16 protein-coding genes are annotated in these 17,548 nt (G+C 31.9%); 4 read left to right on the top strand and 12 right to left on the bottom strand.

Translation table 11 applies throughout. From position 1 onward, the window contains the following. Nucleotide 1: 1 nt before the first annotated feature. Nucleotides 2-1,096, bottom strand: coding sequence for a Nif3-like dinuclear metal center hexameric protein (locus U0D62_RS01445; protein WP_322193430.1), 1,095 nt, complete (start codon nt 1,094-1,096; stop codon nt 2-4). 80 nt (nt 1,097-1,176) lie between these two features. On the opposite strand from U0D62_RS01445, the gene lpxK reads away from it, so the two are divergent. After that, the gene (gene lpxK / locus U0D62_RS01440) at nt 1,177-2,187 is read left to right on the top strand and encodes a tetraacyldisaccharide 4'-kinase (RefSeq protein WP_322193428.1); all 1,011 of its coding nucleotides are present in this window, start codon (nt 1,177-1,179) and stop codon (nt 2,185-2,187) included. A gap of 100 nt (nt 2,188-2,287) precedes the next feature. Here lpxK and U0D62_RS01435 read toward each other — a convergent pair whose 3' ends face one another. The 3 genes from U0D62_RS01435 to lipA are packed head-to-tail and all read right to left on the bottom strand — an operon-like array spanning nt 2,288 to nt 6,442. Then, a complete protein-coding gene (locus U0D62_RS01435; protein WP_322193427.1) occupies nt 2,288-4,531 on the bottom strand; it encodes a tetratricopeptide repeat-containing hybrid sensor histidine kinase/response regulator in 2,244 nt (747 codons plus the stop codon). A 9-nt stretch (nt 4,532-4,540) separates the two neighbouring features. Beyond that, nucleotides 4,541-5,545 (bottom strand): type I glyceraldehyde-3-phosphate dehydrogenase, encoded by a 1,005-nt coding sequence (gap, locus tag U0D62_RS01430; RefSeq protein ID WP_322193425.1) that lies wholly within the window; start codon nt 5,543-5,545, stop codon nt 4,541-4,543. Between the two features lie 24 nt (nt 5,546-5,569). After that, nucleotides 5,570-6,442 carry a lipoyl synthase gene (gene lipA / locus U0D62_RS01425; RefSeq protein WP_322193423.1) on the bottom strand — a complete coding sequence of 291 codons (873 nt, stop codon included), beginning with the start codon at nt 6,440-6,442 and terminating at the stop codon, nt 5,570-5,572. 814 nt (nt 6,443-7,256) lie between these two features. Between lipA and U0D62_RS01420 the strand changes: the two genes are divergently transcribed. Further along, nucleotides 7,257-7,508: a hypothetical protein gene (locus U0D62_RS01420; protein ID WP_322193422.1), complete on the top strand. Its 252-nt coding sequence runs from the start codon at nt 7,257-7,259 to the stop codon at nt 7,506-7,508. Between the two features lie 79 nt (nt 7,509-7,587). On the opposite strand, the gene U0D62_RS01415 is transcribed toward U0D62_RS01420, so the two are convergent. From U0D62_RS01415 to U0D62_RS01400, 4 genes are all read right to left on the bottom strand, one after another. Beyond that, on the bottom strand, nt 7,588-8,154 hold the full coding sequence (locus U0D62_RS01415) for an RNA polymerase sigma factor (protein ID WP_322193420.1): 567 nt from the start codon (nt 8,152-8,154) through the stop codon (nt 7,588-7,590). A 38-nt stretch (nt 8,155-8,192) separates the two neighbouring features. Then, a complete protein-coding gene (locus U0D62_RS01410) occupies nt 8,193-8,399 on the bottom strand; it encodes a membrane or secreted protein (protein WP_322193418.1) in 207 nt (68 codons plus the stop codon). Between the two features lie 238 nt (nt 8,400-8,637). Next, nucleotides 8,638-9,651, bottom strand: coding sequence for a UDP-N-acetylmuramate dehydrogenase (gene murB, locus U0D62_RS01405; protein ID WP_322193416.1), 1,014 nt, complete (start codon nt 9,649-9,651; stop codon nt 8,638-8,640). Then, nucleotides 9,642-10,841, bottom strand: coding sequence for a pyridoxal phosphate-dependent aminotransferase (locus U0D62_RS01400; protein ID WP_322193414.1), 1,200 nt, complete (start codon nt 10,839-10,841; stop codon nt 9,642-9,644). Before U0D62_RS01400 ends, murB begins: the two co-directional genes overlap by 10 nt. A gap of 105 nt (nt 10,842-10,946) precedes the next feature. Between U0D62_RS01400 and U0D62_RS01395 the strand changes: the two genes are divergently transcribed. Continuing rightward, nucleotides 10,947-12,323 (top strand): aspartyl protease family protein, encoded by a 1,377-nt coding sequence (locus U0D62_RS01395; protein ID WP_322193413.1) that lies wholly within the window; start codon nt 10,947-10,949, stop codon nt 12,321-12,323. 72 nt (nt 12,324-12,395) lie between these two features. Here U0D62_RS01395 and U0D62_RS01390 read toward each other — a convergent pair whose 3' ends face one another. Further along, nucleotides 12,396-12,797 carry a DUF1573 domain-containing protein gene (locus U0D62_RS01390; protein WP_322193411.1) on the bottom strand — a complete coding sequence of 134 codons (402 nt, stop codon included), beginning with the start codon at nt 12,795-12,797 and terminating at the stop codon, nt 12,396-12,398. A 297-nt stretch (nt 12,798-13,094) separates the two neighbouring features. Between U0D62_RS01390 and U0D62_RS01385 the strand changes: the two genes are divergently transcribed. Continuing rightward, nucleotides 13,095-15,728, top strand: a complete 2,634-nt coding sequence (locus U0D62_RS01385; RefSeq protein ID WP_322193410.1) for a valine--tRNA ligase — start codon at nt 13,095-13,097, stop codon at nt 15,726-15,728. 106 nt (nt 15,729-15,834) lie between these two features. Here U0D62_RS01385 and U0D62_RS01380 read toward each other — a convergent pair whose 3' ends face one another. From U0D62_RS01380 to U0D62_RS01370, 3 genes are read right to left on the bottom strand one after another with little or no spacing between them, the layout of a single operon-like run. Continuing rightward, complete coding sequence (locus U0D62_RS01380; RefSeq protein WP_322193409.1) at nt 15,835-16,104, bottom strand: acyl-CoA-binding protein; 270 nt, start codon at nt 16,102-16,104, stop codon at nt 15,835-15,837. Nucleotides 16,105-16,106: 2 nt separating this feature from the next. Next, nucleotides 16,107-16,754 carry a phosphatidylserine decarboxylase family protein gene (locus U0D62_RS01375; protein WP_322193408.1) on the bottom strand — a complete coding sequence of 216 codons (648 nt, stop codon included), beginning with the start codon at nt 16,752-16,754 and terminating at the stop codon, nt 16,107-16,109. Next, nucleotides 16,744-17,547, bottom strand: a complete 804-nt coding sequence (locus U0D62_RS01370) for a phosphatidate cytidylyltransferase (protein WP_322193407.1) — start codon at nt 17,545-17,547, stop codon at nt 16,744-16,746. The genes U0D62_RS01375 and U0D62_RS01370 overlap by 11 nt, the downstream gene beginning before the upstream one ends. Nucleotide 17,548 lies beyond the last annotated feature (1 nt).

Below are 17,548 nucleotides of genomic sequence, written 5' to 3'. Positions count from 1 at the left end.
TTTATATGTATTGAATAGGATTGGTGTTATTATCCGATAAAATGATTGCAAAATTACTGATTTTTTTTCTAAGATACCCAACAATTAAGTTTTTTGTGTATTGTTCACTTTCATAATGTCCAATATCGGCAATAATTAACTTAGCTTCAGCTTCATAAAACTGATGGTATTTTAGATCTGCAGTTATAAATATATCTGCTCCAGCCCGTTGTGCATTCTTGATGGCAAAACTACCACTGCCACCTAATACCGCTACTTTTTTAATAGGTTTGTTTAGTAAAGCAGAATGTCTAACACATCCTGTTTTAAAAATTTCTTTCAGCTCTTTAAGGAATGCTTTTTCATCTTTGGCTTCTGGAAGTTCTCCAACCATACCCATTCCAATATTTTGGTTTTTATTTTCAAGAGTTATGACTTCATAGGCAACTTCTTCATACGAATGATTGTCAAAAAGAGCTTTCAGGACGTTGTTTTCTTTATCTTTTGAGAAAGTAACCTGAATTTGAGTCTCTTTTTCGTGATGTATTTTTCCTATTTCTCCAATAGAAGGATTGGCTTGTTCTGTTGCCATAAATGTGCCAGTACCATCAGTTGAAAAACTACAACTATTATAGTTTCCAATAGTTCCTGCACCTGCTTCAAATAATTTATTGCGTAGATTTTCTGCCTCTGCTATGGGAGCATAAGTGATCAGTTTTTTTATGGTTCCCGTTTGAGGAATTAAGATTTTCCTGTTTGTTAATTTTAATTGCTCACATATCATATCATTTACACCTAATAACGCATTATCAAGCGCTGTATGTATCGCATAAATAGCAATATCATTTTTAATAGCTTTCATCACTACACGTTCTACGTAGTTTTTGCCATTAAACTTTTTGATGCCTTTAAATACAATAGGATGAAAACTTACGATTAAATTACAATTTTTTTCGATTGCTTCATCTACAATATTTTCAAGGGTGTCCAGAGTTACAAGAATCCCGGTGATCGTATGATTTTGATTGCCTACTAATAAACCAACATTGTCAAAATCTTCTGCGTATGCGGTAGGAGCTAAGGCTTCAAGGTGCTTTATAACCTCTTTGATTTGCATCTGTGATGTGTTTTAAATAAAAAATGAATGTAAAAAAACTTTTGACAATAATCAAAGTTTCGTTTTATACTTTTGTGACCATGAATTTATTGCGAAAGATATTACTACCTATTGTTCCTGTCTATTATTTTGTTACGTGGTTACGTAATATACTTTATGATTTAAATATTAAAAAATCTGAAAGATATGATTTTCCGCTTATTGCAATAGGAAACCTTAGTACTGGTGGTACAGGAAAGAGTCCGATGGTAGAGTATATTGTAAGGTTGCTCAAGGATAAGGTTCGACTGGCAACGCTTAGTAGAGGATACAAAAGAGAAACCGAAGGTTTTCAAATGGTATCTCTTACTTCTACTACTAAAGAAGTAGGGGATGAGCCTTTACAGTTTAAAACAAAGTTTAATGAGATTACTGTGGCTGTAGATGGTGATAGACGCAATGGAATTGCCAGGTTAAGGTCGTTTAAGCCATCGCCAGAAATAATTATATTGGATGATGCTTATCAGCATCGTAAAGTGAAAGCCGGTTTTTATGTGCTACTTACAGCATATGGTGATCTTTATTGCGATGATATTGTCTTGCCTACTGGTAATTTGAGAGAGCCTAGAAAAGGAGCCGAACGTGCTGATATTATTGTTGTAACAAAATGTCCAGAGAATATTAGTGTTGAAGAAAAGGATAGGATTGCAAAAAAGCTGAAAATAAAAAAAGAACAAACGCTTTTCTTTACTAAGATTTGTTATGGAGATAAAATTTTAAATGCCTCAGAAGAAAGTAAGTCTATAAAAACAATTGCGAATACTCCTTTTGTGTTAGTTACTGGTATAGCAAATCCAAAACCTTTAATAGAATATTATAGGGGATTAGGATTGGATTTTAAGCATATAAATTTTCCTGATCACCATAATTTTACAATAAAAGAAATAGAAGATTTAAAAAAGCATAATCTTATTATAACTACAGAAAAGGATTATGTTAGATTGGCTTCTGATTTTTCAAAAGAAACGTTATGGTATCAACCTATAGAGGTTGAGTTTGTTGAAAACGAAGTTGTTTTTAATGAAAAAATTATAGAGTATATAAAAAAATAAGACCCTTTCTTACGAGGGTCTTGTTTTTATTATAAGTTTTGGCTAACTCAAATAAGCAATTAAGCTTGTTAGCCTTATCACAATAGCTGTGCCAAACTCACTAAGTAGTGGCTTGTTTTTTAACAAATGCTTTGTGAAGTTTTATAAAGAATTCTTCAGTTTTATACGGCTTAGGAATAATATCATCAAATCCGTTATTGTAAAATTCGTCAAGATTGTCATCCAGAGTAACCGCTGTAAGAGCTATTATAGGTATTTCGGTATCAAATTCTCTAATTAATTTTGTTGCCTCTATACCACTAATACCAGGCATGTGTATATCCATTAAAATTAAATCAAAGGATTCATTCTTTGATTTGTTGACTGCGATGTCTCCATTATCTGCTACATCACATATCATTTTATTTTTTTCTAAAATTTTTCTGGTGATTAACTGATTGATCTTGTTATCTTCTACAACAAGTACTCGCTTATCGACCATTACATCATAGTCTATTTTCTTTGCTTCTTCTGCATAATTAGTACTCAGGTCTTCAAAAATTTCAAACCTAAGATCAAACAAGAACTTTGACCCTTTACCTAGTACGCTTTCCAGTTTAATTTCACTATCCATTAAATCTAAAAGATTCTTTACGATTGATAGCCCTAAACCTGTTCCTCCAAATTTTCGGTTAATTTGAACTGAACCTTGTGTAAAGTTTTCAAAAATACTTTGTTGCTTTTTTTCTGAAATACCTACACCGTTATCTTCTATCTCAAAATTAAGAAATACCTTATTCTCAATCCTATTGATCATTTTGACTCTTATCCAGATATCACCGTTTTGTGTAAATTTTATAGAATTTCCGATAAGATTGATTAGAATCTGAGAGATTTTTAAAGGATCACCTTTTAATTTTGATGGTATATTTTTATCAAACTCATAATGCAGTTTGTTGTTTCTATCTTTTGAGGATTTTCCTAAAGCTATTAGTACGTCATTAATACGTTTTTGAAGATTGAAAGAAGTGTTTTCTAATTCAACTTTATTAGCTTCTAATTTATTAAGATCAAGAATATTGTTTATTAATGATAATAAATATTCGCCGGAAAATTTTAAAGAATTTAAATGCTCTTTTTGGTTTGGTGTTGGACTTTCTTCAAGTAATAAATGAGTTAAACCGGTTACAGCATATAATGGAGTTCTTAGTTCGTGTGTTATTGTAGATAAGAACTGTACTTTTGCTTCACTGGCTCGCTCTGCATTTTCTTTTGCAAGTATAAGTTCTGTGTTTTTATTTTGTAACAATTCATTAGCTCGAGCTCTTAAATTATTGTTTTTATATAAAGATAAGGTGAGTAGTGAAAGAATTGTAATTAAAGCTATACTAAGAATTGTTGTTAATCGTCCAAGTTTTAGAGATTTTTGTTGTTGACTATTTTCTTCCTGTAATTCTTCAATAAGGACTTTATCGTCATCCATATTAAGTTTGGCAGCAGCTTCTTGAGCTATAATCTCTTTGTTGATACTAAAGAGAGAATCCTTGAATTGCTGATGTGCCCTAAGGTTGGATAGAGAGGTTTTATAATCATTTTTGTTTTCATAGATCAGACTGTAGATCTCAAAGGATTCAGATCTAATTTCAGAAAACCCCATATCTCGACCAATTTGCATAGCGAGATCATTGGTTTCTTTTGCATCTGTTAATTTACCCAAAGTTAGTTGTGCTCGGGCTTTATTAGTATATAGTTTTGCTTTGTTGTAAGATTGATCCAGAGAATTAATAATTGGAAGACCGCTATTAAAGTGTTTAATAGCCTGTTTTGGATTGTTTTGTGCCAATGCTAACAAACCAAGATTTAATTTTACGGATCCTTCTAGATTCTTGATCTTATTTTTTTCTACCAGTACAGATGCTTCTTCAAGATGTTGCTTGGCGAGATCATATCTCACCATTTCGGTTGCAATAGAGCCACAAATATTAAAAGAATGAGCTAAGGCGACTTCGTCTCCTTCCTTCTTTTGAATTTCTATGGCATTTAGAATTTGTTTTTCAGCGTTTTTTAAATCTCCTAACTCCAGATACAATTGTGAAAGAACTCTAGTGGTTTTTGCAAGGTATTTAGAGTTTTGATATTGCATTGAAAGCTCTTTGGCTAATATTATATTAGTCAAAGCTGATTCTAATTGAACCCTATTTATAGCATAGGAAGCTTCTTTTAAAAAGTTTTCTATAGAATCTTTAATCTCTTTGTTTTCAGATTCTTCTGTGTTCTGAGAAGAGACTGAAAAACAGCAAAAGAATGAAATTATGACGATTAAATATTTGATTTGGGTTGGCATTTTTCCTCTGAAATAACTCAACTAAGATAGTTATTTCTTACAAATGTTAATAATTAAATCTATTATTCTGTTACTATAACCTATTTCGTTGTCATACCAGCCGATGATTTTTACCATTTTTCCGATAACAGAAGTCATTAAAGAATCAAATACACAAGAGTTAGGATTTCCTAAAATATCTACTGATACAATGGGGTCTTCTGTATAAGCCATAATACCTTTTAAATGAGTTTCTGAAGCTTCTTTAAATGCTTTGTTAATTTCATGAATAGAAGTTTCTTTTTTTACATTGAAAGTAATATCAGTAAGAGAACCATCCGGTACGGGAACTCTAATACCACACCCACCGATTACACTACTTAATTCAGGAAATATCTTAGTAAGGGCTTTTGCAGCACCTGTAGTGGTTGGTACAATGGATTGACTTGCAGCTCTTGCGCGTCGTAAATCTCTATGAGGTTGGTCATGAAGACTTTGATCAGTTGTGTAACTGTGTACTGTGGTAATGTAGGCTTGTTCAATACCACATAGATCATTAATCACCTTAATCATTGGTGCAGCATTGTTGGTCGTACAGGAAGCATTTGAGATAATGGTTTCAGAACCATCTAGAGTATGATCATTGACTCCTAAAACAATGGTTTTTATACTATCTTCTATAGGAGGTGCAGAAAGAAGGACCCTTTTTGCTCCAGCTTTTATGTGTTTGTTAGCCGCCTCTTTAGTTTTAAATTTCCCGGTAGCTTCGACTACTATATCAATTTGTAAATTTTTCCAATTGCAGTTTTCTGGATTTTCTTCATTAAACACTACGACCGATTTACCATTAACCTGGATCTGATCTTTAGTATGTGTTATTTCTTCTTTAAGAACCCCATGAATACTGTCATATTTTAAAAGATGGCTAAGAGTTTTTGTATCTGCCAGATCATTTATGGCAATAACTTCAATGCTTTGGTGATTAATTAGTAATCTAAAAAGATTACGACCAATTCTACCAAAACCATTAATTGCAATTCTAATAGGTGTATTCATTAGCGTGTATTACCCAATTCTTTTTTAAGTTAGATGTTTTTGAGCTTTATAAGAGGATCTTACCAAGGCACCACTTTCTACATGTCTGAATCCCATCTCTAAACCGATCTCTTCATATTTCTTGAATTGATCCGGAGTAATAAATTGTTTTACTGGCAAATGTTTTTTACTTGGTTGTAAATACTGACCAATAGTAACGATGTCTAGATTAACTGCACGTAAATCTTTAAGAGTTTGGATAACTTCTTCTTCTTTTTCTCCAAGTCCCAGCATAATCCCACTTTTTGTTCTATTGATACCGTTATCTTTTAAATATTTTAATACTTGAAGACTTTGTTCATATTTTGCCTGGATACGAACCTCGCGAGTAAGCCTTTTAACGGTTTCCATGTTATGAGATACCACTTCTGGTTTAACCGCGATAATTCGATCAATATTTTTTGTCTTACCTTGAAAATCCGGAATCAATGTCTCTAAAGTCGTATCTGGATTCATTCGCCTGATAGCTTGAATGGTTTCTGCCCAAATAATGGATCCACCATCTAAAAGATCATCTCTGTCAACAGAAGTAACCACCGCATGTTTGATATTCATAATTTTAATAGATCGAGCAACTTTTTCAGGTTCTTCCCAATCTACAGTCTCAGGTCTTCCGGTTTTTACTCCACAAAAACCACAGGAACGTGTACATATGTTACCAAGGATCATGAAAGTAGCAGTACCTTCACTCCAGCATTCTCCCATGTTAGGACAACTTCCTGAAGTACAAATGGTATGCAGATTATATTTATCAACTAGACCACGAAGTTCTGTATATTTTTTACCAGTTGGAAGCTTAACACGTAACCATTTTGGTTTTCCCTTAGGAGGTGCAGCTGTAGCAACGTCATTATTCATACAAGCAATATTTGAAGCAAAAATACAAAGAAAGCTTAGATTAATAAGCAGTTCTTTTGAAAGTTCTGGTTCTTACTACTAAAATATAATACGAATAATTTGACTGTTTTATTTATACATTAAGTTTTCAGGGGTTTTTTATGGTGAAGTTTATAGTAACTTGAAAAAGTTAATTGTCATTTTTGATGTATTTGTATTGAAGTATGTTTGATTTAAACTATATAATGAAAAATTATTAGGGCGCTACTGTGTAAAGAAAATATTACAATTGTTAAAGGTTTTGGTATTTTTATTTTGAGATCATAAGTGAAATAAAAAATAAATAATTGCAAAAAAGGGGAGAATCCCTATTTAAAAAGAGTTTTTTGCCCCGGATTTTTTATGCTATGACAATTTTTTTTTCTATAACCGTAATTCTATTGTTGATAAACTAACACTTGTTTGTTTAAATTCTCCTACTCTTGTTTGTTCCTTTTTTTTAACACTAAATGTTTAACATATTTTATTTAATATAAAATATGTTAAAGCGTTATATTATTGATATTCAGTGAGTAAAATTGTGTTTAAACAACTGGTTAAAAAAGTTTTTTTTAAGGGAATTTTCCGTTAAACTTTGAATGAAGATAGAATGAGAAAAATAAGAATTACGGTAAAACCGTAAACATATTACGGATTAATTCTTGTATTTAAAATTACTTTTCTTACTTTTGATGTATAAAATTTATTGAAAAAGAACTTTAAGTTAAGGTTAAAATTAGCTTAACCCCATTTTTTATTATAAAAAAAAGTTAAAAACCAAAAAAGTTTAGAGAATATGAGTCCACGTCAAACTCATTCGGATGAAGAATTAGAAAAAATTAAGAAAAGAGGAAACAACCGAAAACGACTAGAACGATGGTTGATTGAAAATCAACGATTTATAAACATTACAGGAATAGAAAAGGAAATTTCAGCTCCTAAAGGATTGCTTCAGAAATTCATTAAATATGATAAGAAGATTAATGATAAGTGGATTGATCCTCTACATACTGTTGTTAAAGAAATAACGACTTTCCGTCTTAAATAAGATTATAATAAGATTTATTCTGATTGATAGAGTCTTGATTTGTTGATGGTCGGTAATTTAGAATGCGTATTTGTGTTTTTTATTTAGTGTTCGTAATTATCTCTGATAATAATTTTCGAGCTCTTAATAATTTGACTTTTACATTGTTCATAGGTTCATTCATTACCTCAGATATTTCTTTATAACTCAATTCTTGAAAATATCTTAGATTAATTACCTCTTGATAATGTGGTTTTAATTCTTTGATGTAACGAAGTAATTGAGCTAAGTTTTGCTCTGTGATAAGCTTATCTTCAGGAGAAGGATTGTTATCTACAATTTTATACACAGAATCATCAACATCTGTGGTGGTTTTGGATCTAATAGAGGCATCTTTTTTTCTTAGTAGATCAATATGAATATTTTTGGATATCTGAATCAACCACGTCTTAAAATTATATTCTTCTTTAAAACTATCAATTTTATCAAATGCTCTGGAAAAACTTTGGATGGTGATATCTTCAGCTTCATATTCATCATGCGTTCTTTTTAACTGAAAACCATATACTTCATTCCAGAAAGTATCTAGTAAGTAGTTAAAAGAGGCTTGTTTGCCTTCTTTGGCTTTCTGTATATGATCTGACAGAGTAGAAGATTCTTTTTTCAAGGACTCGATTTTGAGAAGAATTACCTTTCTATGGATTTTTAGCTACCGTGTTCTTGATCGTTACAATTTGCATATTGATCAGGAGTTTTACCACATAAGGAACAAGGTTCTCCTTCTTTATTAAGAAACGGGCTTTGACTAGCACAAGTACCTGCAAATTTTCCATCCTTTTTTGCCCATAATTTAATTGCAATTCCACCAACTGCTAATAGCAACAATGCTATAGTAAGTAATAAAAGTTTCATATTGTAAAAACTATCAAATTGACTGCAAAGATACAAAGATTGTATATGTATGGCTCTTAATAAATGAATAAAACAATTTAAAGGAGTAATTATTAACTAACTTTTACAGTTTGTTTGATATAGTCTTGAGATTGTGTTGGGTATCTTTGTGTAAGTTATCTAAACTAAATACTTTAATTTTATAGTTGTTTAATTTAGTCAAATGGAATACCCTTGATAGTTTTATATCAGGGGTATTTTATATAATATTGACTTCGGTTTCAAGGGTTATAGAAAATTTCTCTCTAATCTCTTTTTGTATTCGTTGTGATAGCTCTAATATTTCTTTGCCCTTTGCATTGTCATAATTAACTAATACTAATGCTTGCTTTTCATGAACTCCGGCATCACCCCAGCGTTTTCCTTTAAAACCGCATTGTTCTATTAACCATCCAGCAGGAACTTTTATAGAGTATTCATCTATTTTGTAGCTTGGGATGTTAGGGTATGAAGCTTTTAAAGTCGTAAAATCATGACTCGAAATAACTGGGTTTTTGAAAAAACTACCGCTATTTCCAATTTTAGAAGGATCAGGAAGTTTACTACTTCTTATTTTGATTACTGCAGCAGAGACATCTTTAATAGTTGGGTGTGTTATGTTATTTTCTTTAAGCTCTTGCTCAATAGCGCCATAACTAGTGTTAAGAATGTGATTTTTTGTGGTTAATTTAAAAGTTACCTGGGTAATAATGTATTCTCCTTTGATTGTATTTTTGAATATAGAATTTCGGTAACCAAATTGACAATCTTCATTCGAAAAAATGCGTTTTTCTCCTGATTTGATATGAATAGCTTCGCAATTCACAAAAACATCTTTTAATTCGATACCATAAGCACCTATGTTTTGAATTGGAGCACTGCCTACATATCCTGGTATTAAAGAAAGGTTTTCTAACCCTCCGTAATTATGGTTAATACAATATTGTACAAAATCATGCCAATTTTCACCAGCTTTTGCAGATACTAAAACAGTATTATCTGTTTGAGCTGTAGTTGTTATTCCTTTATTGGCGATATGTATAACTAGAGATTCGATGTTTTTAGTGAGTAACATGTTACTGCCACCACTAAGAATAAACAATGAATCGTTCTTTTTTTTATTGAGAATGTTTACTAATTCTTCTTCAGAAGTTATTTTTACAAATTCTGATGCAATTACATCTATACCAAAAGTATTATGAGCTTTTAAAGATTTATTATATTCTAATTGCATGAACCTGGGTATTTTTCTAATGCTATTTTTAAAATGTTTACAGCTTGTTTTAGATCTCTTCGATTTAGCACATATGCTATTCTTACTTGGTTTTTACCTTCATTAGGGCTTGAGTAAAATCCAGAAGCAGGTGCTAACATTACCGTTTGTTTATTAAGGTCAAATTTATCTAGGAGCCATTGAGAAAAATGATCAGCATCATCAATCGGTAACTCAGCAATACAGTAAAAAGCTCCATTAGGAGTAGAAACTTTTACTCCAGGAATTTCTTTAAGTCCAGAAACTAATGTATCTCTTCTGGCTTTGTACTTTGCTATGGTTTCTTGATAATAAGATTCTGGAGCTTCTAATGCGGCTTCACTTGCTATTTGGGCAAATGTTGGAGGGCTTAATCGAGCCTGTGCAAATTTCATAGCAGTCTCCATTACACTTTTGTTTTTGCTAACCATACAGCCTATTCTAGCACCACACATGCTGTATCGTTTAGAAACAGAATCTACAATGATTGCGTGATCTTTTAATTCTTTTTCTTGAAGAACAGAATAATGTTCAGAGCCATCGTATACAAACTCGCGATAGACTTCATCAGAAATTAAAAACAAGTCATACTTTATTGCAAGTTTTGCTAACTCTTGTATTTCTTCCTTACTATACAAATATCCTGTAGGATTACCAGGATTGCATATTAATATAGCTTTGGTTTTTGGGGTTATTAGTTTTTCAAACTCCTTGATGTTTGGTAGTGAAAAACCAGTGTCAATTTTAGATATTACGGGAACTACTGTTATTGTAGATTGAGTAGAAAAGCTATAATAGTTTGCATAAAATGGTTCAGGGACAATAATCTCGTCTCCTGGATCTGTTATGCTTCCCATTGTAAATATCAGGGCTTCACTACCACCAGTTGTAACTAGTATATCGTCTGATGTTATGGTGATATCATGTTTTGCATAATAGGCAGCTAGTTTTTTTCTGAAACTTTCGAATCCGGCAGAATGACTATAGGCTAATACATCTACATTATGATTTCTAACGGCCTCTAAGGCCTCAATAGGAGTCTTTATATCGGGTTGACCTATATTAAGATGATAAATGTGCTTGCCTGCTTTTGCTGCTTTTTCTGCAAAAGGAACCAATTTACGTATTGGTGATTCGGGCATAGCTTTGCCTTTACTGGATACAACTGGCATTCGAAATGATTTAATTCTATAAAATAGCGGTAAATTTCTTAAATTATTTAAGAATAGATCGTTAAATAAGACGATTTTTTTAACTATTTTTTTATATTTAGCAGAATGAAGATTTTAATATTGAAATTTTATCATTTTCCTAAAAGTAAGGTTTTAGTCCCATTTCTGTTTTTATTTTTAAATTATTCACTGATAGCTCAGGGAGGTTTTAGGCTTCCGCATGGTGTGAAGAAAGAAAAAATAAAGTTTGAACTGGCTAATAACCTTATTATAATTCCCGTTGTTCTAAACGGAGTAGAGCTTTCATTTATTTTAGATACAGGTGTCAGTGCGACTATTATTTTTAGTCTAGAGGATAGAAATACTCTGGAGTTAAAGAACGCTTCTAAGATTTATATCCGAGGCTTGGGAGATGAAGCTCCCGTTGAAGCTGTGAAGTCTATTAATAATGAATTGAAAATTGGAAAATCTATAAGTAGTGATCATACAGTATTTTTGATATTTGATGAATCAATTGATTTTTCTTCCAGAATGGGATTTCCGGTTCATGGAATTATTGGATATGATTTTTTTAAAAAATTCATATTAGATATTAATTACTCTAGAGAAGTATTAACAGTAAATGACCCTAAATTCTATAATTATAAAAAATGTAAAAAATGCTATAGACCTAACTTAAGATTGATAGATGGAAAACGACCTTTTATGGATGTAAAACATAAGACCGAAAAAGGGATGATGAATCTAAATTTATTGATTGATACGGGATCTGGTTCTGCTTTATGGTTGTTTGAAAACGAAGAATTAGGGATAAAAGCACCACAAAATTCATTTGAAGACTTTTTAGGAAAAGGTTTTAGCGGGGATATTTATGGCCGCCGTTCTAAGATTAGTAGTTTTAGTATAGGAGATTTTGTGATGAAAGACGTTACTACTTCTTTTCCAGACTCGATTTATATTAAAGGAATATCTGTAGATAATAGACAAGGATCTATTGGAGGTAGTGTTTTAAGAAAGTTTAATTTGATAGTGGATTATCCTAATCAGAAAATCTCTTTCAAGAAAAACAATTCGTTCTATAAGCGATTTTATTATAATATGAGTGGATTAAGTATTCAGCATTCTGGTCAGCATTTGGTAAAAAAATATAGTAAGACAACGCCTAAAAAATCCACTTTTAAGATAGAAAAAGAATCAAACGGGAATATTAAATCTGTTGTTGGACAAAGAGAATATTCCTTACTATATAGTTTAAAACCTAAATATGAAATTGCAGATGTACGGCCAGATTCACCAGCTGATATTGCCGGACTAAAAAAAGGAGATGTTGTATTGGCTATAAACGGTAAAAATGCGTATCGATATAAATTATCGGATCTTAATGATTTATTTTATTCTAATGAGGGTAAAAGGATCAAAATTAAAATAGAACGATTAGGTGTAGAAATAGAATATGTGTTCTATCTTAAAAAAGTAATCTAGTCTAACAATATACCATTCAAAAAAAAGGTTTTGTCAAATGACAAAACCTTTTTTTCTAAAAAGTTATTTTTTTTAATTCTTTTTCTCCAAAACACTCTTAGTATTATCTAAGACAGTTCCTTTGATTTTTATAGGTTTCGGCATTTCACCAGCATTGGTGTATACCGATATTGTTTTGCGAAATGGTCCAACTCTTTTGGTGTCATATTTTACTTCTATGATCCCTGTTGCTCCTGGAGCAATAGGTTCTTCTGGTTTTTTAGGAATGGTGCATCCACAACTTGAGGATACCTTAGAAATAACCAAAGGCGCATTTCCTGTGTTTGTAAATTCAAATTGACGAACGCCATTACTGCCTTTAGCAATTTCACCATAATCAATAACATCGTTTTTAAATTCTATTTTTGCCTTATCTTGTGCTTGTAGGGTTGTTCCCAAGAAGCCAATAAATAGAATCATCATTACTTTTCTCATAATGTAGGTTTTTGTTAAACGTAAAAGTACTTACTTTTTACCCAACTTCAAAATTACCACTATAACTACTAAGCGGAAATTTCAGAAGTAAAAACGTATTTAACTCTAAATTATTACATAAGATTTATAAAGTAATAGATTATTAAGATTCTGATAATATAGATCTTAGTTTGTATATCTTGTCTTAATAATATTGTTATACCCTATAAAACATCGTAATATTTCTAAATTAGTACTTCATACTTCGTACTTTAATAAGTACTTTTGCACTTCAAATTTCAAAAACCAGACCAAAGTATGGCTTTATCGGAAAAATATGATGCAAAATCGGTAGAAGAAAAATGGTATAACTACTGGATGGATAACAATTATTTTCATTCTGAAGTTGATGAAAGAGAAGCATATTCAATAGTAATTCCTCCACCTAATGTCACAGGAGTTCTTCATATGGGTCATATGCTTAATAATACCATACAGGATGTTTTAATCAGAAGAGCTCGTCTTAAGGGTTACAACGCCTGTTGGGTTCCGGGAACGGATCATGCATCTATTGCTACAGAAGCTAAAGTGGTTGCTAAATTAAAAGAAGAAGGGATTGATAAAAATGATCTTACCAGAGAACAATTTCTGGAACATGCCTGGGAGTGGACTCATAAGCATGGAGGGATCATTCTTGAACAATTAAAAAAGTTGGGAGCATCTTGTGATTGGGAAAGAACTGCTTTTACTATGGATGACAATCTGTCTGCTTCTGTTATTAAGGTTTTTGTAGATCTTTATAATAAAGGATTGATCTATAGAGGGTATAGGATGGTGAATTGGGATCCTCAAGCTCAAACCACGTTGTCTGATGAAGAAGTGATTCATGAAGAAAAACAAGGAAATCTATACTATTTAAAATATAAAATAGAAGGTAGCGAAGATACTTTAACTATTGCTACAACTCGTCCAGAAACAATTATGGGGGATACAGCTATTTGTATTAACCCTAATGATGAACGATTTACACATCTTAAGGGTAAAAAAGCAATTATACCAATTGCTAATCGTGTGATTCCAATTATTGAGGATGAATATGTGGATGTAGAATTTGGAACGGGGTGTCTTAAAGTTACTCCAGCTCATGATCCTAATGATAAAGTGTTAGGAGATAAGCATAATTTAGAAGTGGTAGATATCTTTAATGATGATGCAACGCTAAACTCTTATGGATTGCATTATGAAGGAAAGGATCGTTTTGTAGTTCGAAAAGAGATAGTGAAAGAATTAGAATCTATTGGAGCTCTTGAAAAAACAGAAACACATCTTAATAAAGTTGGTACAAGTGAACGTACTAAAGCTGTAATAGAACCTAAACTAAGTGATCAATGGTTTCTTAAAATGGAAGGATTGGCCAAACCTGCATTAGATGCGGTATTGGATCAAGATGTTAATCTGGTGCCAGAGAAGTTTTTGAATACGTATCGCCACTGGATGGAAAATGTGAGAGATTGGAACATCTCTCGCCAATTATGGTGGGGACATCAGATACCAGCTTATTATTATGGGGATAAAAAAGAAGATTTTGTAGTAGCAGAGAGTAAGGAAGAGGCTTTGGTGTTAGCTAAAGAAAAATCAGGTAATGCTTCTTTATCAATCGATGATTTAACTCAAGATCCAGATGCATTAGATACTTGGTTTTCTTCCTGGTTATGGCCTATAACTGTATTTAACGGTATTTTGGAGCCAGATAATGAAGAGGTTAATTATTATTATCCTACGAATGATCTTGTTACTGCACCAGAGATTTTGTTTTTCTGGGTAGCGCGAATGATCATTGCTGGATATGAATATAGAAATGAAAAGCCTTTTACAAATGTTTATCTCACCGGAATCGTGAGAGATAAGCAAAGACGTAAAATGTCTAAATCTCTTGGTAATTCTCCCGATCCGTTAGATTTAATTGATCAATATGGCGCAGATGGTATTCGAGTTGGGATGTTATTGAGTTCTCCAGCGGGTAATGACCTGATGTTTGATGAAGATTTATGTAAACAAGGAAGTGCTTTTGTAAATAAAATATTCAATGCTTCCAGGCTTATTTTAGGGTGGGAGGTTAATCAGGAAATAGAACAGCCAGAAGCCTCTAGAATTGCGATAGATTGGTATAAATCCAGATTTCAGCAAGCACTATTAGAGCTTGAAGATAGTTATGCTAAGTATCGAATTAGTGATGCGCTTATGACTACATATAAGCTTATATGGGATGATTTTTGTAGTTGGTTGTTAGAAATGGTTAAACCAGCTTATCAAAGTCCTATTGATGCAAAAACCTACAGTGATATTATTGAGATTCTAGAGAATAACTTAAAAATATTGCACCCTTTTGTTCCTTTTATCTCTGAAGAAATATGGCAGCAAATTAAAGGAAGAACATCAGAAGAAGCGTTAATTATTTCTAGCTGGCCAAAAACAAAATCAGTTAATCTCGATTTGATTAACGAGTTTGAAGTGGCTTCTGAAGTGGTTTCGGGTATTAGAACGATTCGAAAAGAGAAAAATATATCATTTAAAGAAACTATAGAGTTATCTATATTGAATAGTGAAAAAGTAAATACAACTTTTGATGCTGTTATTTCTAAACTAGGAAACCTGGCTTCTTTGAGCTATGTAGAAGAAAAAGTAGAAGGAGCACTTTCTTTCAGGGTTCGATCTAATGAGTATTTTATTCCGATTTCGGGAGCAATTAATGTTGAAGAAGAGGTTAAAAAACTTACGGATGAGTTATCGTATACAGAAGGTTTTTTGAAATCTGTACAGAAGAAACTACAGAACGAGCGTTTTGTGAATAATGCACCAGAGCAGGTTATTGCTAACGAGAGAAAGAAAGAAGCTGATGCAGAGGCCAAAATAGCTACAATAAAATCAAGTCTTGCAGGTTTGCAAAATTAGTAAGATTAAAATAAAATTATTCAGGTGTGAAAAAGGTGTTTTGATCATATCAAAACACCTTTTTTATATGAGTTGTTTCGGTGCGTAAAACGATAAAACGAATAAGTTATATATCTGTAATATACTTATTTACTAATTCTATATATTTTAACTTTGCTTCTTTATGAGAGAGATCCTTAACTTGAAAAAGAGCATTGAGTTTAAAGGCATTTCTTAATTCACTATCTCCAGAAGGAGTGTAAAAACCTTGATTATGTATAGCATGCTTGTAATAAGCATACAAATGAAGCATAATATCAGGTGGCAACTGTATTTTTGTGTTACAAGCTCTTTCAAAAGCTTTTTCGAAGGCGGTATTTAATTCTTCTTCGGTCATAATTATACATGGGCAATAATGTTTTCGCCTCCTCGCACTTTTTGATTTAAAGACACGTTTAATTTTGTTCCTACAGGTAGAAAGACATCAACTCTAGAACCAAATTTTATAAATCCACTATCAGATCCTTGTGTTACTTTTTCACCTTCTTCTGCATAATTTACGATTCGTTTAGCTAAAGCACCGGCAATCTGTCTGTAAAGCACTTGAACATTGTTGTTTTTAACTACTACCGTGGTTCTTTCATTTTCTTCAGAGGCCTTAGGATGCCAGGCAACAAGATATTTTCCAGGATGATATTTGCTAAATAATACTTCTCCATTTATAGGATGTCTCGTTACATGAACATTGATAGGAGACATAAATATAGAAACTTGAAGCCTTTTTTCATTGAAATATTCTTTTTCAAAAACTTCTTCGATAACAACAACTTTACCGTCTACTGGAGCTACAACTGTATGATCATCGATTTTGGTTTTTCTTTCAGGATTTCTAAAAAACTGTAAGATTAAGATAAGAAACACTAATGTGATCAAAAATATGGAAGCAATCCATTCTTCTGGTTGAATAGCAACATATGAGGCTACATTAACACCTAGAAAAATTACAATTGCAATTGATATGATTTTATATCCTTCTTTATGGAACATACTTTAAAATTTGTAAAAATGCATATAAAAACGGACTGGCAAAAATTATACTGTCTAGTCGATCAAAAATTCCACCATGTCCAGGCATTATGGAGCCACTATCTTTAACTCCGGCTTGTCTTTTAAATTTTGATTGTATCAAATCTCCTAGAGTACCAAAAATACTCATAATAAAGCTTATAATCAACCAAATGGTTGTAGATAATGTATCTGTAAAAATAGAAATTAAGTATCCGGCTAATAAAGTAAAAAGAAACCCTCCTATAAAACCTTCGATTGTCTTTTTTGGAGAGATGCGTTCTAATAATTTATGTTTTCCAAAATTCTTTCCTACCAGATAAGCAAAAGTATCGTTAGTCCATATCATTAAAAGGGCTCCTGCTACAATAATAGGTTGATAGGTGCCATTATAATTGGGTATTAAGGTGAGAAAAACGATAGATGTGATCAGATAGAAAATGCTGGTTAAATATTTTCTTTTTTCAAACATTGGTATAATGCGAATGGTCACTAGATCTTTAACTAAAAATAATTCGGTAATAATAGTTAGAATTAATATTGGCAGTGTTACGTATAATTGATTTTCAAAATAATGAAGACCTGCCAGAAATAGAACAAAAATTAGATATAAACGTTTGTTCTTTAAATGAATTAGTTTTTGAAACTCATAAATGCATAATAGCCCAAAAACAAGAAATACTCCGATAAAAGTGTATTTAGAAATAAATATAGAAATTAGTAGTATCGAGACGTACAAAAAACCCGACAATGACCGTGTGAGCAGTTCCTTCATA

Source organism: Aquimarina callyspongiae, from assembly GCF_034322225.1.
In the GTDB taxonomy this organism is placed as follows: domain Bacteria; phylum Bacteroidota; class Bacteroidia; order Flavobacteriales; family Flavobacteriaceae; genus Aquimarina.
This window is presented reverse-complemented; position numbering and strand designations above follow the sequence as displayed.

Bases quoted from the DNA above. Each gene is read 5' to 3' on its own strand.
- U0D62_RS01445 (WP_322193430.1), bottom strand. From the start codon at position 1,096: ATGCAAATCAAAGAGGTTATAAAGCACCTTGAAGCCTTAGCTCCTACC.
- lpxK (WP_322193428.1), top strand. From the start codon at position 1,177: ATGAATTTATTGCGAAAGATATTACTACCTATTGTTCCTGTCTATTAT.
- gap (WP_322193425.1), bottom strand. From the start codon at position 5,545: ATGAATACACCTATTAGAATTGCAATTAATGGTTTTGGTAGAATTGGT.
- lipA (WP_322193423.1), bottom strand. From the start codon at position 6,442: ATGAATAATGACGTTGCTACAGCTGCACCTCCTAAGGGAAAACCAAAA.
- U0D62_RS01420 (WP_322193422.1), top strand. From the start codon at position 7,257: ATGAGTCCACGTCAAACTCATTCGGATGAAGAATTAGAAAAAATTAAG.
- U0D62_RS01410 (WP_322193418.1), bottom strand. From the start codon at position 8,399: ATGAAACTTTTATTACTTACTATAGCATTGTTGCTATTAGCAGTTGGT.
- murB (WP_322193416.1), bottom strand. From the start codon at position 9,651: ATGCAATTAGAATATAATAAATCTTTAAAAGCTCATAATACTTTTGGT.
- U0D62_RS01400 (WP_322193414.1), bottom strand. From the start codon at position 10,841: ATGCCAGTTGTATCCAGTAAAGGCAAAGCTATGCCCGAATCACCAATA.
- U0D62_RS01395 (WP_322193413.1), top strand. From the start codon at position 10,947: ATGAAGATTTTAATATTGAAATTTTATCATTTTCCTAAAAGTAAGGTT.
- U0D62_RS01390 (WP_322193411.1), bottom strand. From the start codon at position 12,797: ATGAGAAAAGTAATGATGATTCTATTTATTGGCTTCTTGGGAACAACC.
- U0D62_RS01385 (WP_322193410.1), top strand. From the start codon at position 13,095: ATGGCTTTATCGGAAAAATATGATGCAAAATCGGTAGAAGAAAAATGG.
- U0D62_RS01380 (WP_322193409.1), bottom strand. From the start codon at position 16,104: ATGACCGAAGAAGAATTAAATACCGCCTTCGAAAAAGCTTTTGAAAGA.
- U0D62_RS01375 (WP_322193408.1), bottom strand. From the start codon at position 16,754: ATGTTCCATAAAGAAGGATATAAAATCATATCAATTGCAATTGTAATT.
- U0D62_RS01370 (WP_322193407.1), bottom strand. From the start codon at position 17,547: ATGAAGGAACTGCTCACACGGTCATTGTCGGGTTTTTTGTACGTCTCG.